This is a genomic window from Pseudomonas sp. LG1E9, assembly GCF_003290225.1.
In the GTDB taxonomy this organism is placed as follows: Bacteria; Pseudomonadota; Gammaproteobacteria; order Pseudomonadales; family Pseudomonadaceae; genus Aquipseudomonas; species Aquipseudomonas cyclaminis.
This window is the reverse complement of record NZ_CP029983.1, coordinates 1,100,334-1,118,253: the sequence shown is the minus strand read 5'-3', so window position 1 is coordinate 1,118,253 and position 17,920 is coordinate 1,100,334. Positions and strand designations below refer to the sequence as shown.

The 17,920-nt window shown below is 60.1% G+C and carries 12 protein-coding genes; 4 read left to right on the top strand and 8 right to left on the bottom strand.

Translation table 11 applies throughout. The features are described from left to right. Window positions 1–81: 81 nt before the first annotated feature. Entirely contained in the window at window positions 82–1,446 is a 1,365-nt protein-coding gene (locus tag DNK50_RS05335; protein WP_112193028.1) for a formimidoylglutamate deiminase, read from the top strand. A gap of 56 nt (window positions 1,447–1,502) precedes the next feature. Here DNK50_RS05335 and DNK50_RS05330 read toward each other — a convergent pair whose 3' ends face one another. From DNK50_RS05330 to DNK50_RS05305, 6 genes are all read right to left on the bottom strand, one after another. Further along, window positions 1,503–2,072: a lipocalin family protein gene (locus DNK50_RS05330; RefSeq protein ID WP_099583855.1), complete on the bottom strand. Its 570-nt coding sequence runs from the start codon at window positions 2,070–2,072 to the stop codon at window positions 1,503–1,505. A 30-nt stretch (window positions 2,073–2,102) separates the two neighbouring features. Further along, complete coding sequence (locus DNK50_RS05325; protein ID WP_099583856.1) at window positions 2,103–2,357, bottom strand: hypothetical protein; 255 nt, start codon at window positions 2,355–2,357, stop codon at window positions 2,103–2,105. 176 nt (window positions 2,358–2,533) lie between these two features. Continuing rightward, window positions 2,534–3,544, bottom strand: coding sequence for a class 1 fructose-bisphosphatase (locus DNK50_RS05320; RefSeq protein WP_003237460.1), 1,011 nt, complete (start codon window positions 3,542–3,544; stop codon window positions 2,534–2,536). Between the two features lie 109 nt (window positions 3,545–3,653). Next, a complete protein-coding gene (locus tag DNK50_RS05315; protein WP_112196894.1) occupies window positions 3,654–5,006 on the bottom strand; it encodes a DUF3999 domain-containing protein in 1,353 nt (450 codons plus the stop codon). Next, window positions 5,006–8,518, bottom strand: coding sequence for a DUF2339 domain-containing protein (locus DNK50_RS05310; RefSeq protein ID WP_112193027.1), 3,513 nt, complete (start codon window positions 8,516–8,518; stop codon window positions 5,006–5,008). The genes DNK50_RS05315 and DNK50_RS05310 overlap by 1 nt, the downstream gene beginning before the upstream one ends. Before the next feature lie 173 nt (window positions 8,519–8,691). Further along, window positions 8,692–11,142, bottom strand: coding sequence for a glycogen/starch/alpha-glucan phosphorylase (locus tag DNK50_RS05305; RefSeq protein ID WP_099583858.1), 2,451 nt, complete (start codon window positions 11,140–11,142; stop codon window positions 8,692–8,694). Between the two features lie 239 nt (window positions 11,143–11,381). Here DNK50_RS05305 and DNK50_RS05300 point away from each other — a divergent pair, with 239 nt between their 5' ends. After that, complete coding sequence (locus DNK50_RS05300; protein WP_024072902.1) at window positions 11,382–11,816, top strand: YkgJ family cysteine cluster protein; 435 nt, start codon at window positions 11,382–11,384, stop codon at window positions 11,814–11,816. 194 nt (window positions 11,817–12,010) lie between these two features. Here DNK50_RS05300 and typA read toward each other — a convergent pair whose 3' ends face one another. Both typA and thiI read right to left on the bottom strand, forming a co-directional pair. Continuing rightward, on the bottom strand, window positions 12,011–13,831 hold the full coding sequence (gene typA, locus DNK50_RS05295) for a translational GTPase TypA (RefSeq protein WP_032890153.1): 1,821 nt from the start codon (window positions 13,829–13,831) through the stop codon (window positions 12,011–12,013). Window positions 13,832–13,970: 139 nt separating this feature from the next. After that, window positions 13,971–15,425, bottom strand: coding sequence for a tRNA uracil 4-sulfurtransferase ThiI (gene thiI, locus DNK50_RS05290; RefSeq protein WP_112193026.1), 1,455 nt, complete (start codon window positions 15,423–15,425; stop codon window positions 13,971–13,973). 334 nt (window positions 15,426–15,759) lie between these two features. Between thiI and glnA the strand changes: the two genes are divergently transcribed. Together glnA and DNK50_RS05275 are read left to right on the top strand one after the other, a co-directional pair. Beyond that, window positions 15,760–17,166 carry a type I glutamate--ammonia ligase gene (gene glnA / locus DNK50_RS05280; protein WP_032890148.1) on the top strand — a complete coding sequence of 469 codons (1,407 nt, stop codon included), beginning with the start codon at window positions 15,760–15,762 and terminating at the stop codon, window positions 17,164–17,166. A gap of 142 nt (window positions 17,167–17,308) precedes the next feature. After that, the gene (locus DNK50_RS05275; protein WP_099583860.1) at window positions 17,309–17,845 is read left to right on the top strand and encodes a chorismate mutase; all 537 of its coding nucleotides are present in this window, start codon (window positions 17,309–17,311) and stop codon (window positions 17,843–17,845) included. Window positions 17,846–17,920 lie beyond the last annotated feature (75 nt).

The window sequence follows — 17,920 nt, the reverse complement described above, 5'->3', positions numbered from 1 at the left end:
CATAGATTGCCGGAGTTTACCGAGCAGGCAAACGTCTGTATATGTATATACAAATAAACACACGACCGGAGTGCTCTGAACATGTCCGCTTTTTTTGCCGAACGCGCACTGCTGCCTAATGGATGGGCCAACGATGTACGTCTTGAAGTCGGCGCCGATGGCCTGCTGACACAGGTGGTGGCCAATGCCAATGCAGAGGGTGCCGAACGGCTGAAAGGCCCGGTGTTGGCGGGCATGCCCAACCTGCACTCCCATGCATTCCAACGCGCCATGGCGGGTTTGGCCGAAGTGGCCGGCAACCCGAACGATAGCTTCTGGACCTGGCGTGAGCTGATGTACCGCATGGTTGGCAAGATCAGCCCGGAGCAACTGCACGTCATCGCACGCCAGCTGTATATCGAGATGCTCAAGGCCGGTTACACCTCGGTGGCCGAATTTCACTATGTGCATCACGCTGTCAGCGGCCAGCCTTATGCTGACCCCACGGAGTTGTCGCGGCAGATCAGCCTTGCGGCGGCCAGCAGCGGGATAGGCCTGACGCTGTTGCCGGTGCTTTACACCCACTCCGGTTTCGGCGGACAGGCGCCGAATGAAGGCCAGCGGCGCTTTATCAACAGCACCGAAAACTATCTGGACCTGCAAGCGCGCCTCAGCCCCATTCTGGCGACGCAGCCGGCGCAGCAACTGGGCCTGTGCTTCCACTCACTGCGCGCCGTGACGCCGCAACAAATCAATCAAGTATTGGCCGCCAGCGACAAGGCTTGCCCGATCCATATCCACATCGCCGAACAGCAAAAGGAAGTCGACGACTGCCTGGCCTGGAGTGGCAAGCGTCCGCTGCAATGGCTGTATGACAATGTCGACGTGGATGAGCGCTGGTGCCTGGTGCACGCCACTCACGCGGATGCGCAGGAGGTCACGCGCATGGCGGAAAGCCGGGCAATTGCCGGCTTGTGCCTGACTACCGAAGCCAACCTGGGCGACGGGATTTTCCCGGCGGTGGATTTCCTCGCCCAAGGCGGGCGCATGGGCATTGGCTCCGACAGCCATGTGTCACTGAGCGTGGTGGAAGAACTGCGCTGGCTGGAATACGGGCAGCGCCTGCGCGATCAACGGCGTAACCGCTTGTATCGCAATGACCAGCCGATGGTTGGCCGTACGCTGTTCGATGCGGCGCTGGACGGTGGAGCCCAGGCGCTTGGGCAGCCGATTGGTCGGCTGGAAGTGGGTAAGCGTGCGGATTGGATTGTGCTCGACGGCACAGATCCATACCTGGCCACGGCCAGCGAGGACGGCATTCTCAATCGCTGGTTGTTTGCCGGCGGTGATCGGCAGGTGCGGGATGCGTTGGTGAACGGTAAGTGGGTGGTGCGGGATGGGCATCATGCTGGCGAGGAAGAAAGCAGCCGGGCGTTTACGCAGGTCTTAAGGGATCTGCTAGGTTAAAAAATGTGGGAGGGGGGCAAGCCCCCTCCCACATTTCTAACAGTGGCGATCCTGGATTACTGCGAAGTCTTCGCCATCTGCTTGTCCGACGTCCGGTAGATCAACCGCGTGGTGTCATAGCCCTGCTGTCGCGCCCTGCTCAGCAGGTCTTCGCGGGTGTCAGCGCTGACCGTTGGCGTGCGCGACAGGATCCACATGTAGCGCCGGCTCGGGCTGCCGACAATGGCGGTCTTGTAGTCATCGCTGACGTACAGCACCCAGTAATCGCCCTTGGCGACGCCCGGAAGCAGTGACGTGAACCAGTTGTTGAATTCCACCCAGAGCTTGTCAGTCTTGCCAGCTACTTGCGGCGTGGCTGTGCCCTTGGCTTCTTCCCACTTCCAATCAGTGGTCAGGCAGCGGTTGAACACCGACATGTCGCCATCGGGCAGCAAGCTGTAGCGGGCTTCGGACTGCGCGCAGTTGCGCTGAAAGTACATCGGCAATCGGGCCAACTCATACCAGGTGCCCTGGTAACGCTTGAGGTTGACGCTGCCGGCGGTCTTGGGTTGCAGATCATCGCCAGAATGGCTGGCACAGCCCGCCAAAAACAGGCTGGCACAAAGGCACAAAACAAAACGCATCATTCTTCTTCTCCCGCAGGCTCTCGCCCCGGTTTACTTCAGGCCTTGCCCGGAAAACATCAGAACTTTGTCACCGGCATATTGAACGCTGATAAAGCTGGTTTTATCGCCCCAGGTGCAGCTGGACATGCCCAGTGCGCCGGAACAATCGGTCGGTTTGCCCAACAACGATTCCACATCGGCCTTGGCCATGCCGGCCGACAACTTCGCGTAATTTTCCTGGTTGACCTTGCTGCAAGCGGCCAACAGCACGCAAAAAGCCAGCAAAGCGAGACGGCGTAACGACATGGAATAACTCCTGGAGGGACAAGGCAGCGTGGGTATCTGCCAGAAGCTTAGAAGGGAAAACAGGTGTCTGGTTCCCGACGAGCAAAAACAAAAAAGCCCCGAAAACGCTGAAACGTTTCGGGGCTTCTTTAAGGGTGAACCGGCTCACAACAACGCCGATCACTTATCGCCGCAACTTACTTCTTGTGATAGGCCGTGACGCGCTCAACTTCTTCCTTCGAACCCAGGAACACCGCCACACGCTGGTGCAGGCCTTCCGGCTGGATGTCGAGGATACGCTGGTGGCCGTCGGTGGACGCGCCGCCCGCTTGTTCAACCAGGAACGACATCGGGTTGGCTTCGTACATCAAGCGCAGTTTGCCCGGCTTGGATGGCTCGCGGCTGTCACGTGGGTACATGAACAAGCCACCACGGGTCAGGATACGGTGCACGTCGGCAACCATCGCGGCAACCCAGCGCATGTTGAAGTTTTTCTTCAACGGGCCTTCTTCACCGGCCATCAACTCGCCCACGTAGCGGGTCACCGGCTCTTCCCAGTGACGCTGGTTGGACATATTGATCGCGAATTCCTGGGTCGATGCAGGAATGGTGATGTCTTCGTGGGTCAGTACGAAGCTGCCCATTTCGCGGTCCAGGGTGAAACCCTTGACGCCGTCGCCCAGGGTCAGCACCAGCATGGTCTGCGGGCCGTAGATCGCGTAACCGGCAGCGACCTGCTCGGTACCTGGCTGCAGGAAGGCCTTTTCGTTCAGGGCTTCGTTCTGGCTCAGGTATTCGTTCGGGCAACGCAGCACGGAGAAGATGGTGCCGACGGGGGCGTTGATGTCGATGTTGGACGAACCGTCCAGTGGGTCGAACACCAGCAGGTAGGCGCCTTTCGGGTACTTACCCGGGATCTGGTAGGCATTGTCCATTTCTTCGGACGCCATGCCGGCCAGGTGACCGCCCCACTCGTTGGCTTCGAGCAGGATCTCGTTGGAGATCACGTCGAGCTTCTTCTGCACTTCGCCCTGCACGTTTTCAGTGCCCATGCTGCCCAGGACACCACCCAGTGCGCCTTTGGACACGGCATGGCTGATTTCCTTGCAAGCACGCGCAACCACTTCGATAAGGAAGCGCAGATCGGCAGGCGTGTTGTTGCTGCGGGTCTGCTCAATCAAATAGCGACTCAAGGTAACGCGGGACATGTAAGGCTCCGGAGAATGGGGGGCTTGAAAACCCGCGCAGTTTAACGCGAGTCGGGGCGTATTTCCTCCTATCAGAGGATTTAAACCCAATAGAGTTCATGGACTTTATTTAACGTGCCGCCGGTGGCTTGCGCAGCAAACTGTAGGCCATGGCACCGAGTGCCGCCACGCCGAGCAGCAAGACCGCCCAGAGTCCGAGTTTTTTCCAGTTCGGCCCGTCGTCGACAGCCGCTACCACCGCCGGCGACGCGACCGTCATTTCCCCGGCGACCTTGGCCTGCCCCAACGTGTCGAGGCGCTCCGCGCTGTAATCGGGGATCAGGGTCGACAGCGGCAAGTTTGCGGCCTTAACCGACGCATTGCCCAACGCCAGGCTGAACGGCGGCTCACCCCGTGCCAGGAACACCAACTGCGTAGCGCGCACCGCAAAGCCCAGCGCCGGGGCATCCGCGCCCAACCCGCCACCGCGCTCGTCCACCTGCAATTTGAGTTCAGTCACGACCTGGCCCGGCAACTGCAATTCATCCTGCACCACGTCCTGGCCGTTTTGCGTCAGGCGGTACAGCAAGCCATTGCTCAGCGGCTGCCACGTTTGTTTGGCATCGCTACGTCCCGACAAGGTCACTGGTGCCAGCGTGTTGGGCTGCTTCAGCTCGATGCGCAGGCGCTCGACACTCAGCCCCGTCGGCAACTGCCAGCTGTACTCCCCGGCCTTGAGTCGCGTGCCCGCCACTGGCTGCGACCACACCAGCGGCATTGGCAGACTGCTGCGCGTAGCGCTCACCAGTTTGGCCGAAGTCAGCAGCGGCGCCGCCTGCCCCTTCCACACCAGGCGCAGGTAGCGCGCCGGGCGCCCTGGCAGGCTGACGTCATGCTGCTCCACCCGTTCGTCGGCGAACGACAAGCGCGCCACTTGCCCCTCGCCCCAAGGCTCCCAACGTTGCAAATCATCGCTGGCTTCAATGCTGAAACGCTGGAAGCCCTCTTGCTCGCGGCTCCAGTCCAGGCTCAGTTGCTGCAACGGCGCCTTGATCGCACTGGCGTCCAGCACCCAGCCGCGCAACACCTGCTTGCCGGGTTTGGCGGCGGATGAAGGTTTGATTTCCACCAGGGTGCCTTCGCTGGTGGTTTTCATCACCACACCGGGCAGGGTTTCCTGAGTGTCGGCGGCGTACAGCGGAAACCACTTCACATCGGCGACGTTGCGACTTTCGGTGCGCTGGGAAGATTGACGCGACAGCGCATACGCCTGGGGCTCACCGGCGGCATTAAACACGCGCACGTCACTGAGGTCGGCCTGGCGTGCGTTGAGTTGCACAGCCAGCGGCAATTCAAGGCGATACCAGGGGCCGTTGCCGCTGACGCTCAGCGGCACACGGTGGGTGAAATCAGCCGGACCTTCCTGAGCCGATGCCACCAACGCCGCACACATGCCCACCACGGCCACGCTCAACTTACCGATCAAGAGGATGCTCCTTCAGTTTCGATCACAGGTTCGGCCCGCTTGGGCGGCAGCGGCGCGAAATAACCCACCACCAGCAACAGCCCGCCCACGCCGATAAACGACACGATCCGCGCCAGCCCGCCACGGTTGCTCAGTTCAACAAAAAACAGTTTGGCCACCACCACCGCAATCAACGCCGCGCCGATCAACCACACTTCGCGACGATGGCGCAGATGGCCGCCGATCATCAGGCCGAGCGCGATCAAGGTCCACACAATCGACAAGCCGGCTTGCACCAGCATCGACTCCAGCAATGCATCCAGCTGGAACGGCACGCCACCCCAGTGGTGCGCGGTGCGCATGACCAGCGCCGTGAAGAACGCAAACAGCGAGAGGCCCGCGACACCCTGGGCGACCGACTCGGCACGCGGCCCGCGTTGCGGCGCCACACTTCGGGACCACAGGTAAATACCCAGCAGCGCGAACAGCAGGCCCAGGTCCAGCGGGTTGAGCAGTGGCACATAAGGCAACGGATTGGCGGTGCCATCGCTGAAGGTATTCGCCAGCCAGAACCAGCCGAGCATCAGCACGGCCAATGGCAACGCAGCCAGGACTCGGTACTCCCTCGGGTACGCCGACACCGGCCACGGCCAGGTGCGCGGCGCCGCAGCCAGCACCAGGTACAGGCTTGGCAGGATCGCCCAGCCCAACCAGCGCCAGGCGTTGTATTCGGCCGACAGCCGCAAGAGTCCATAGCGCAACTCCAACGCCAGCACGCCGATCAACATCCAGCAGCCGAGAACGTGGGCAATACTCAGCATCCTGGCCGCAACCACAGGCGCCAAACGGCGTAGCGAGATGAAATGCACCACGAATACCGCCAACCAGGCCAGCCAGCCGTACTGTGCCGCCGGGTGATAGTAAGCGTGGGCAGACACCAGCAACGCCACGCCCGCCGCTGGCATCAGCAAGGTGCACAGCACACCCAGGGATGCCCAGCGCAGTCGCGCCGCGAGCAGCGCCCAAATCGCCACGCTCAACGCCGCAAGACCCAGCAGGAAAGCCCCCAGCAACGCCTGCGCAACAAAGCGCAAGACTTCGCCGCCCAGCGCCAGTGTCCACCACGCCGCCCCCCACACCAGCAACAGGTCGGACAAGCGTTGCAGCTTCAGCACCGCGAACACCGGCGCATGGGGTTCACGTTGCAAGCGCCACGCGCCGATCAAGGCGGCCAGTCCCAACACCATCGGCGTCCAGAAACCACTGTGCGCCATCGGGCTCAAACCTTCGCCGGTCAATGGTCCGAGCAATTGCGGCACCGCCAGCAGGAACGAACCACCACCGACCAATTGCAGCAGCAACCCGAACACAAAACTGACACGCTGTTGCAAGTACAGGCTCAGCCAGATGATCAACAACCCACTGGCCGCCCAGACGCCGCTGGCGCTTTCCCATGGCAGCACAAACAGCACCGCCAGATTGATCAGCACCAGACCGGCGAGCAGCACCACCGATAACCCACGTAACAGCCGCGCATCGCTGCGCACCATTTCGTCGCGTGCCGCGAGCAGCATGCCGCCAATCAAGGCCAGGCCGATCAGTGAGGCCGTGAGCAAACCACTCCAGCCCGCATTGAATACCGCCGCGCCCTCCCCGCCCTGCAAGCGCAGCAGGAACAACGCGCCGCCCAGCAATTGCACCGCAAACGCAGTGAACACGAAGGTACGCGAACCGATGCGCAGGCCAATAAACAGGGTCGCCAGACCGGCAATGGCCCAACTGATCGCGGTACCTTGGGTCAGCAACAGCAACGGCGCCAGCAGGTACAAAAAGCTCAGGCCCAGGCACGCCAACACCGGCTGGCCTTTGCGCTCCCAGCCTGCCGCCTGTTCTGCCGATGCCTTGCGCAACTGAGCGAAGCTGAACAGCAACGCTGCGCCAAGCAACAGCGCACCCAGCGGCGCACCGGTAAGCAGGCTGTGTTCGCCAATGCGCAGCTCGCTGAGGAAGGCCAGCGCCGAGCCTAATTGCAGCAACAAGCCAAACGCCCGCGCCAGCGGCCGCTGCTGGCGCAAACCGAGCCAGAAAATCCCGGCGCCTTCCACGGCCCACGCCGCAGCCGTCCAACGCGCATCAAGCCCCAGCGGAATCGCCAGGCTGGCAAAGATCACGCCCAGGGCCAGGCAGGTTTCCGCCAGCAGCAACGCGCGCCCGCCACTGAGCAACCGCGCCAAGCCCATGTAAATGATGCCCAGGCCCAACGCGCTGAAGGCCGCAGCGAATTCCAGGTGCTGCACCAAGGCGAACTGCAAGCCAAAGCCCACCAGCGGCGGGCCAAACAGCATGCTGCCGTCAACGTAATCACCTTTGGCGGCCGACCAGCGCAACAACGCATCCCGGCCCTCGGGCGCGTCGCCCATCTCCAGCAATTTGCGGCGGGCGAACAACAGGCCGATGGCCAGGTACATCAGGAAGAACAGGATCAGGAACGGTTCGGTACTCCACAACAGTTCCGGTGTGTAGGAACGCATGCCCCAGGCGAAGCCGATGCCGAAGGTGCCGACAAAACCGATCAGGTTGAGCAAGCGCCAGGCCTTGAACCAGGCGATGGCGAGGATGCCGGTGTTGAGCAAGGCAAAATAGCTGAACAGCGCGACATGGTTGCCAGCGCCGGTGGACGTGAGGATCGGTGCCGCAAAACCGCCGAGGGCTGCCGCGCAGGCCAGGCCCAAGGCGTCCTGGGTAATCGCCAGGATTGCCGAGAACACCGTGACTGCCACCAACAGCCCCAACGCCGCGCTCGGGTCGATCAGCGGGTGCAGGCGCATCGCGGCAAACACGGTCAGGTACAGCACCGCGATGCCGGTGCCTTGCAGCATCAGCCCGTAATTGCTGTTGCGCAATCTCAGCCACCAGCCCAGGCCCAGCAGGCCGACAGCGGCGCCAGCCACACCGGCGTAACGCAGCTCGATCGGCACCACCATGCCTTCGGTGGCGTAGCGCAGCAGGAAGGCCAGGCCGAGGAACAACAGCACCACGCCGACACGCAGCACGGTGTTGCCGCCAAACAACCAATTGCGTGCGCCAACGATGGCGCGCTCGATCAGGTTGGGGCCGCGAGGGATAGCAGATTCTTTAGGTTGTGGGGTTGGAGCGGGCGCCCACACGTCAGCCGGCAGAGGCTGGCTCGGTTCGGCGACGATGGCGACAGGCGCCAATTCCGCCGGCAGTTCCCAAACAAGTTCGGGCGCCTTGGCGACGGGTGTCGGCTCAGAGATGGAGGGCTCGACAATCACAGGGCTGGTCGGCGCGGGCACTTCCAGTTGCCGCAGGCGATCACCCAGAGCGATCAACGCCTTCTGCGTGGTTTCCAGCTGACGCGCTTGCTGATCCGCTTGAGTCGCAAGCTTCGACAGACGAATCGCCTGGCCAATGCCCAACCCCAGCAGTGCGCCGATGCCTGCGTCATAGAACGACTCATCGAGCGTCCAGCCGAGCACGAGGCCAATCAGCATGAAAATCCATTGCATGGTCGATATTCCCTAAGCAAACCGGCGCTCAGTATATCGACGCGGACCTAATGTGGGAGGGGGGCTTGCCCCCGATAGCGGTGTGCCAGTCGACATATTTAGCAACTGATGGTGCGCCATCGGGGGCAAGTCGAATCGTCGCACCGCCCCTCCCACATTTAGAACAACGGGGCTTAGTCGAGTGCTTTCCAGATTTCGGTCGCGTACTCCCTGATGGTACGGTCCGAAGAGAACCAACCCATCCGCGCCGTATTGAGCACCGCCGAACGCCACCACGCCTTGGAATCATGCCAATGCGCTTCGACTCGTGCCTGGGCGTCCCAGTAGGAATCGAAGTCGGCACACACCAGGAAGCGGTCGTAGTCGATCAGCCCGTCGATCAAGCCCACATAGCGGCCCGGATCATCCGGCGAGAACACCCCGCCACGGATCGCTTGCAGCACATCGTTGAGGCGATGGGACGCGGCGATATCCAGCCCGGCGTTGAACTCACCCGCCTGCTTGCGCGCTTCCACCTGCTGCGCGCTGAGGCCGAAGATAAACATGTGGTCGGCGCCCACGCGCTCGTGCATTTCCACGTTGGCGCCGTCCATGGTGCCGATGGTCAGCGCGCCGTTGAGGCCGAACTTCATGTTGCTGGTGCCCGACGCTTCAAAGCCGGCCGTGGAGATCTGCTCCGACAAGTCCGCCGCCGGAATGATGCTTTCGGCCAGGCTGACGTTGTAGTTGGGCAGGAACACCACTTTGAGCAAACCGCGCACAGTCGGGTCATTGTTGACGGTGCGGGCGATGTCGTTGGTCAACTTGATGATCAACTTGGCCTGGTGATAACTGGCCGCCGCCTTGCCCGAGAAGATCTTCACGCGCGGCACCCAGTCGGTGCCCGGCTCGGCACGGATCGCCTGGTACAGCGCCACGGTGTGCAGCAGGTTGAGCAGTTGGCGTTTGTATTCGTGGATCCGTTTGACCTGCACGTCGAACATCGCAGCCGGATTCACCGAGATGCCCAGGCGCTCGTGGATGATCTCGGCCAGTGCACGCTTACTGTGCAAGCGCTGGTCGGCGAAGGCTTTGCGGAAGGTCTGTTTCTCGGCGAAGGTTTCCAACTCGCCCAGACGGGTTTCCATGGTGTCGAGAATGTCCGGCCCCAGGGCTTCCACCAGCATCTGGGTGAGCTTGGGGTTGGCCTGGTACAGCCAGCGGCGGAAGGTAATGCCGTTGGTTTTGTTGTTGATACGGTCCGGGTAAAGCTTGTGCAGTTCGGAGAACACCGTGCTGCGCATCAGTTGGGTGTGCAAACCCGACACGCCGTTGACGCTGTGGGAGCCGAGGAACGCCAGGTTACCCATGCGCACGCGGCGGCCGTTGTCTTCTTCGATCAGCGACACGGCGCGCAGCACGTCAAAGTCGTGGATGCCTTTGGCGCGCAGCGAGTCGATGTGCTGGGCATTGATCAGGTAGATGATCTGCATGTGCCGGGGCAGCATGCGTTCCATCAGCCCTACAGGCCAGGTTTCCAAAGCCTCGGGCAACAAGGTGTGGTTGGTGTAGGACAAGGTTTCGACCGTGACCTGCCAAGCGGCGTCCCAGGCGATGTCGTGCAAGTCCACCAGTTGACGCATCAACTCGGCCACGGCAATGGACGGGTGGGTGTCGTTGAGCTGGATGGCGGCGTGTTCGCCCAGGCTCAGCACCGAGCCGTGCATATTCTTGTGGCGGCGCAGCAGGTCTTGCAGGGAAGCGGAGACGAAGAAGTATTCCTGGCGCAGGCGCAGTTCCTGCCCTGCTTCGGTGCTGTCAGCCGGGTAAAGCACCCGGGAGATGCTTTCGGCACGGGCCACTTCGGCGACGGCGCCCAGGTGGTCACCGGCATTGAAGCGCTCCAGGTGCAGGTCTTCCACCGCCCGCGCACGCCACAGGCGCAGGGTGTTGACGCTGGCACCGCGCCAACCGACCACCGGCGTGTCGTAGGCCACGGCGCGCACGGTTTCGTTGGGCGTCCACACCTGGATCAGCTTGCCGGCGGCGTCCGGCAGGGTTTCCACGCTGCCGCCAAAGCCGATCGGGTAGATCACCTCGGCGCGCTCGAACTCCCACGGGTTGCCGAAATCCAGCCAACGTTCGGTCTGCTCCTGCTGCCAACCATCGACAATCGCCTGGCGGAACAGGCCGTGTTCATAGCGAATGCCATAACCGTGGCCGGCAATGCCCAGGGTCGACATGCTTTCCATAAAGCAGGCGGCCAGGCGGCCCAGGCCACCGTTGCCAAGCGCCGCGTCGGGCTCCAGCAGGCGGATGCGCTCAAGGTCGACGCCCAGTTCGCTGAGCGCCTCGCGGGCAATCTCCAGCACACCGAGGTTGCTCAAGCTGTCGTAGAGCAAACGGCCGATGAGGAATTCAAGGGACAGGTAATACACCCGTTTCTGACCTTTGCGGTAGATACGCCGCGTATGGTCCATCCAGTGGTCGACCATCTGGTCGCGTGCGGCCAGGGCAATGGCTTCGAACCAATCGTGGTCGAAGGCGTGATCCGGGTCCTTGCCCACCGCGTAGGTGAGTTTGGTCAAGACGGCATCGCGAAATGCGGCTACCTCTGCTTCTCGTGCAAGTGGTTCCTGAGACATCAAATGCGACCTCGGGCGAGATAGAAGGAGTTGCTAGAGCCTAGACGGTCTGACAGACGGTGACTGCTCTGGTTCGGCACTTTTTTAACGCATTTACCTTTGCAGGGTTTTGATGCATTGGCCGTGCCTGCTTTCGCCCAACGCACCGTTGGGGATGAAATACGCAAAATATTGTTCAAAAAACCACCAATCCCGGTATGATCCCGCGCCCGGATACAGCCCCACCTTTTGGAACCTTGATGAAGCCTCAACTGATCGCCGCCGCGGAACTAGACCGTCTTGAGACCTGGCAGAAATATTCCGCCCACATGTGCGGCGGTTGCGTGTCCAGCTGCTGCACGCTGCCGGTCGAAGTGAAGATCAAGGACCTGATCCGCATTGGCATCGTCGATGAGTTCGAACGCGGCGATCCGCCGAAGAACATCGCCAAGCGGTTGCAAAAGGAAGGCATCGTCGAACGCTACAACAACAAATCCGAGATTTTTACCCTGCAGCGCATGAGCAACAACGACTGCCTGTATCTGGATCGTAAGACGCGCTTCTGCACTATTTATGACAAGCGCCCGGATACCTGCCGCAATCACCCGAAGATCGGGCCGCGTCCGGGGTATTGCGCGTATAAGCCGAAAGAAGTGGTGCGCGAGACCAAGTTCAAGACCCTCGACAAGTTCTGATCCAAGATTTGTGGAGCTTCCTAGGGCCTCATCGGGGGCAAGCCCCCTCCCACCTTTGAATGTATTCACAGATCAAAATGTGGGAGGGGGCTTGGCCCCCGATGGGGCCAGTACAGCCACCACAGAAACTGCAGACATAAAAAAACGCCCCCGGCCTTTCGACCGGGGGCGTTTTTCATTCAGCCTGAGTTAACTCAGTTCTTGGCTTTCTTGGCAGCGCGGGTACGCTCGCCTTCGTCCAGGATCTTCTTACGCAGGCGGATCGACTTAGGCGTAACTTCGCACAGCTCGTCGTCCTGGATGAATTCCAGGGCCTGTTCCAGGGTGAAGCGAACAGGTGGGACCAGAGCGATGGTTTCGTCTTTGCCCGAAGCACGCATGTTGTCGAGCTTCTTGCCTTTGGTTGGGTTGACGCCCATGTCGTTGTCACGGCTGTTCAGACCAACGATCTGACCGTTGTAGATCTCTTGACCGTGTTCAACAAACAGCTTGCCACGCGCCTGGAGGGTTTCCAGGGAGTAGGTCAGTGCCTTGCCGGTTTCTACCGATACCAGAACACCGTTCTGACGGCCGGACATGTCGCCGGACTTCATGGTGTCGTAGCGATCGAAGATCGAGGTCAGGATGCCAGCACCGTTGGTCAGGGTCAGGAACTGGTTACGGAAACCGATCAGACCACGAGCAGGGATGTTGTATTCCAGACGCACACGGCCTTTGCCATCCGGCACCATGTTGGTCAGGTCGCCTTTACGCAGACCCATCTCTTCCATCACCTTGCCCTGGGATTCTTCCGGGGTGTCGATGGTGACGTTTTCGAACGGTTCCTGCTTCACGCCGTCAACCTGACGGATGATCACTTCTGGACGACCAACGCCCATTTCGAAGCCTTCGCGACGCATGGTTTCGATCAGTACCGAGAGGTGCAGCTCACCACGGCCGGAAACCTTGAACTTGTCAGCCGAGTCGCCTTCTTCAACGCGCAGTGCAACGTTGTACAGCAGCTCTTTGTCCAGACGTTCCTTGATGTTACGGGAAGTCACGAACTTGCCTTCTTTACCGCAGAAAGGCGAGTCGTTTACCTGGAAGGTCATGGAAACGGTTGGCTCGTCAACGGTCAGAGGCTTCATCGCCTCAACGTTGTCCGGCTGGCACAGGGTGTCGGAGATGAACAGGGAGTCCATGCCGCTGACGCAGACGATGTCGCCGGCGAAAGCTTCTTCAACGTCGATACGGTGCAGACCGTGGTGACCCATCAGCTTCAGGATACGACCGTTACGCTTCTTGCCGTCGGCGCCGATAGCAACAACCGGGGTGTTCGGCTTGACGCTACCACGAGCGATACGGCCAACGCCGATAACACCCAGGAAGCTGTTGTAGTCCAGCGCCGAGATTTGCATCTGGAACGGGCCATCACGGTCAACTTTTGGAGCCGGTACGTTGTCGACGATCGACTGGTACAGCGGGGTCATGTCTTCAGCCATGTCGGTGTGTTCCAGACCGGCAATGCCGTTCAGGGCCGAGGCGTAGACGACTTTGAAGTCCAGCTGTTCTTCGGTGGCACCCAGGTTGTCGAACAGGTCGAAGATCTGGTCCAGAACCCAGTCCGGACGCGCGCCTGGACGGTCAACCTTGTTGATGCACACGATCGGACGCAGGCCGGCTTCGAAAGCCTTCTTGGTCACGAAACGAGTTTGCGGCATAGGGCCGTCCTGGGCATCAACCAGCAGCAGAACGGAGTCAACCATCGACATTACGCGTTCTACTTCGCCGCCGAAGTCGGCGTGGCCCGGGGTATCCACGATGTTGATGTGGTAGCCGTTCCAGTTGATAGCGGTGTTTTTTGCCAGGATGGTAATACCGCGCTCTTTTTCCTGGTCGTTGGAGTCCATCACGCGCTCGTCGTTGAGCTCGTTGCGCTCCAGGGTGCCGGATTGACGCAGGAGTTTGTCTACCAGGGTGGTTTTACCATGGTCAACGTGAGCAATGATGGCGATGTTACGTAGATTTTCGATCACTTGTGTATCTCGATCAGAGGATTCGGTGTGCTGACAGGTCGTGGCAGCGATTAACAGTAGAGTCAGGCCTTGCCGTTACAGCTTGACGGCAGAGTCGGGGGGCCGGTGACGCAGGCCACAGGCAAACAGCCCCGGGCTCTTAGCTCGGTCGATAAACGCGCACATTGGCATGCCCCTCACTGAGCAAATGGTGGGCATGCAGGCGACTCATCACGCCTTTGTCGCAATACAGCAGGTACTGACGGCTGTCATCCAGTTCCTTGAAACGCGCGTTCAATGCATAGAACGGCAGCGTTTGTACGTCGATGCCAGGAATCTCCAGCGGCTCATCTTCAGCGGCATCCGGGTGACGGATGTCGACAACGATCTGACCGGCCAGGGCTTCACTGACTTCTTCGATCTGCACATCCTGGCCCAATTCGTCGATCACTCGATCGATCGGGACCAGCTTGGCGTTCTGGAGCGCACGCTCCAGAACGGCCATATCAAACTGTTGTTCTTCATACTCCACGCGGTTGCGCTTGGCGTGGGTCTTGGGGTTCACCGAGATGACCCCGCAGTATTCAGGCATATGCTTGGCGAAGTCGGCGGTGCCGATTTCTTCTGCCAAATCGATGATGTCCTGCTTGTGGCTGGCGATCAGCGGGCGCAATACCAGCTTCTCGGTGACGCAGTCGATCAGCGACAGGTTCGGCAGCGTCTGGCTGGAAACCTGGGAAATCGCTTCGCCGGTCACCAGGGCGTCGATCTGCAACTGATCGGCAATCCGGGACGCAGCGCGCAACATCATACGCTTCAATACTACGCCCATATGACTGTTATCGACTTTACCGAGAATTTCGCCCAGCACTTCCTCGAACGGTACGCTCACAAATAGCACGCGTTGGGAGCTGCCGTACTTCTTCCAGATAAAGTGCGCGACTTCCATCACGCCCAATTCGTGTGCACGCCCGCCCAGGTTAAAGAAGCAGAAGTGACTCATCAGGCCGCGACGCATGATCTGGTAAGCCGCCACCGTGGAATCGAAACCGCCGGACATCAATACCAGGGTCTGTTCCAGGGCGCCCAGCGGGTAGCCGCCGATGCTGTTGTGCTGGCTGTGGATCACAAACAACCGTTGGTCGCGAATTTCCATGCGCACTTCAATTTCTGGCGCTTTCAAGGAAATTCCGGCGGCGCCACACTCGCGACGCAGCTTGCTGCCGACGTATTTCTCTACATCCATGGAGCTGAATGGGTGCTTGCCGGCGCGCTTGCAGCGCACCGAAAAAATCTTGCCCTCGATCTCATTGCCGAAGTGCTGCTTGCACTTCTCGGTGATGTCGTCGAAGTCGCCCAGCGGGTACTCGTCCACCTGCAGGAAATGCGCGATGCCCGGCATGCAGCTCAGGCGCTCGGTCATGTCCTTCAAGGCTTTGGCGTCGGTGACACGGGTTTCCAGTTCGAGGTTGTCCCACACACCGTTCACCACCACAGCCGGGTCCAGATCGCGGAGCACGGCACGGATGTTCTTGGCCAACTGACGGATGAAACGCGTCCGTACCGGTCGGCTTTTAATGGTGATCTCGGGGAAGACTTTAACGATTAATTTCATGGAAACAGCGCGCGCCGGGCCTGCTGAAAAAGGGGGGCGCGGATTATAGCGGAAATCGCTCAAGGTTTAACCAGTTAATATGCACAGCACTCAACTCGCACTAAAGCGGTGCATTTGTGAGCGCATGCGCCACATTGCGGTGCGCCAATTTCGGGCTTTTGTCGCAATGCACCTTTATAGGGGCGTTTTTGGAGCAGAAAACCCATGTTGGCGCACTGGCATGCAATTTGCTCTCTTGTGAGGCAGGTTGCCATGGCGGACTATCCGCGCCGGCATCACCCACATTCTAAGGGCTAACTCCACTACCCCAGCCCGAAGCCACCCGGAGGACACTATGTCGAAGTCGGTTCAACTCATCAAAGATCATGACGTTAAATGGATTGATCTGCGCTTCACGGACACCAAAGGCACACAGCACCACGTGACCATGCCGGCTCGCGATGCGCTGGATGATGCTTTCTTCGAAGAAGGCAAAATGTTCGACGGTTCCTCCATCGCTGGCTGGAAAGGCATCGAAGCCTCCGACATGATCCTGATGCCGGACGACAGCACTGCCGTGCTCGACCCGTTCACCGAAGAAGCCACCCTGATCCTGGTGTGCGACGTGATCGAGCCTTCGACCATGCAAGGCTACGACCGCGACCCTCGTGCGATCGCCAAGCGCGCCGAGGAATACCTGAAGTCGACCGGTATCGGTGACACTGTATTCGTAGGCCCGGAGCCAGAGTTCTTCATCTTTGACCAAGTGAAGTTCAAGTCCGACATCTCCGGTTCCATGTTCAAGATCTACTCCGAACAAGGCTCCTGGATGTCCGACCAGGACGTGGAAGGCGGCAACCATGGCCACCGTCCAGGCATCAAAGGCGGTTACTTCCCGGTTCCACCGTTCGACCACGACCACGAAATCCGTACCTCCATGTGCAACGCCATGGAAGACATGGGCCTGGTCATCGAAGTGCATCACCACGAAGTGGCGACTGCCGGCCAGAACGAAATCGGTGTGAAGTTCAACACCCTGGTAGCCAAGGCTGACGAAGTTCAGACCCTGAAGTACTGCGTACACAACACTGCCGTTGCCTACGGCCGTACCGCTACCTTCATGCCTAAGCCGCTGTACGGCGATAACGGTTCGGGTATGCACGTTCACCTGTCCATTGCCAAAGATGGCAAGAACACCTTCGCTGGCGAAGGTTATGCCGGCCTGTCCGACACTGCCCTGTACTTCATCGGCGGTATCATCAAGCACGGTAAGGCCCTGAACGGCTTCACCAACCCGTCGACCAACTCCTACAAGCGTCTGGTCCCAGGTTTCGAAGCGCCAGTAATGCTGGCCTACTCGGCGCGCAACCGTTCCGCTTCGATCCGTATTCCTTACGTGTCCAGCCCTCGCGCTCGCCGTATCGAAGCCCGCTTCCCGGATCCAGCAGCCAACCCGTACCTGGCCTTCGCTGCCCTGGTAATGGCCGGCCTGGACGGTATCCAGAACAAGATCCACCCAGGCGACGCCGCCGACAAAAACTTGTACGACCTGCCGCCTGAAGAGGCCAAAGAGATCCCACAAGTGTGCGGCAGCCTGAAAGAAGCCCTGGAAGAGCTGGACAAGGGCCGTGCGTTCCTGACCAAAGGCGGCGTGTTCAGCGACGACTTCATCGACGCTTACATCGGCCTGAAAAGCGAAGAAGAAATCAAGGTTCGCACCTTCGTACACCCACTGGAATACGAGCTGTACTACAGCTGCTGATCCGGTAGCGCTGCTTGACGTAGCGTGATGAAAAGGGCCTCCTTCGGGAGGTCTTTTTTTGCCTGGGGATTGTCAGATGGCCGCTTGGCGGTCGAGCATACGGCTAACCATCAGCGCCCCCCCTCCCATAAGGAGATATCCATTGAAACGTCGATTTGTATTCGCTCTGTTATTTGTCAGCGCCAGTGCGAGTGCCGCGCCGCCCACGCTTGAGCCGTTGCTCAACAGCATCGCCGAGCGCCTGGAAATCGCCGACCAAGTGGCCCTGAGCAAATGGGACAGCCACAAACCGGTGGAAGATAAGAAACGTGAACAAGAGGTGATCGCCAGCGTCGTCGCCCAGGCCCCAAGCTACAAACTCGACCCCGCCACCGCCGAACAGTTTTTCTCGGCGCAGATCGAGGCGAACAAGCTGGTGCAATACACCCACCTGTCCGACTGGCAGTTCCAGGGCAAGGCACCCGACGATCCGCGCCCGGACCTGGTAAAGCAGATTCGACCGCAGCTGGACCAATTGCAAAAACGCCTGCTGCAACAACTGGCGGACTTCACGCCCCAGCGCAAAGACCCACAATGCCCGCAATGGCTGGCGGCAGCCGTACACGAACCACTGAATGACCCGCTTCGCCAACTGGCCATGATCCGCGCTACGGCCGAGCTGTGCATCTACCCCGGCTAAAGCTTTTTTCGGCTACCTGAACAGATTGCAGCAAATCGCACTATATTGGTGCGATGAGCTGCACCCTTCCCACCT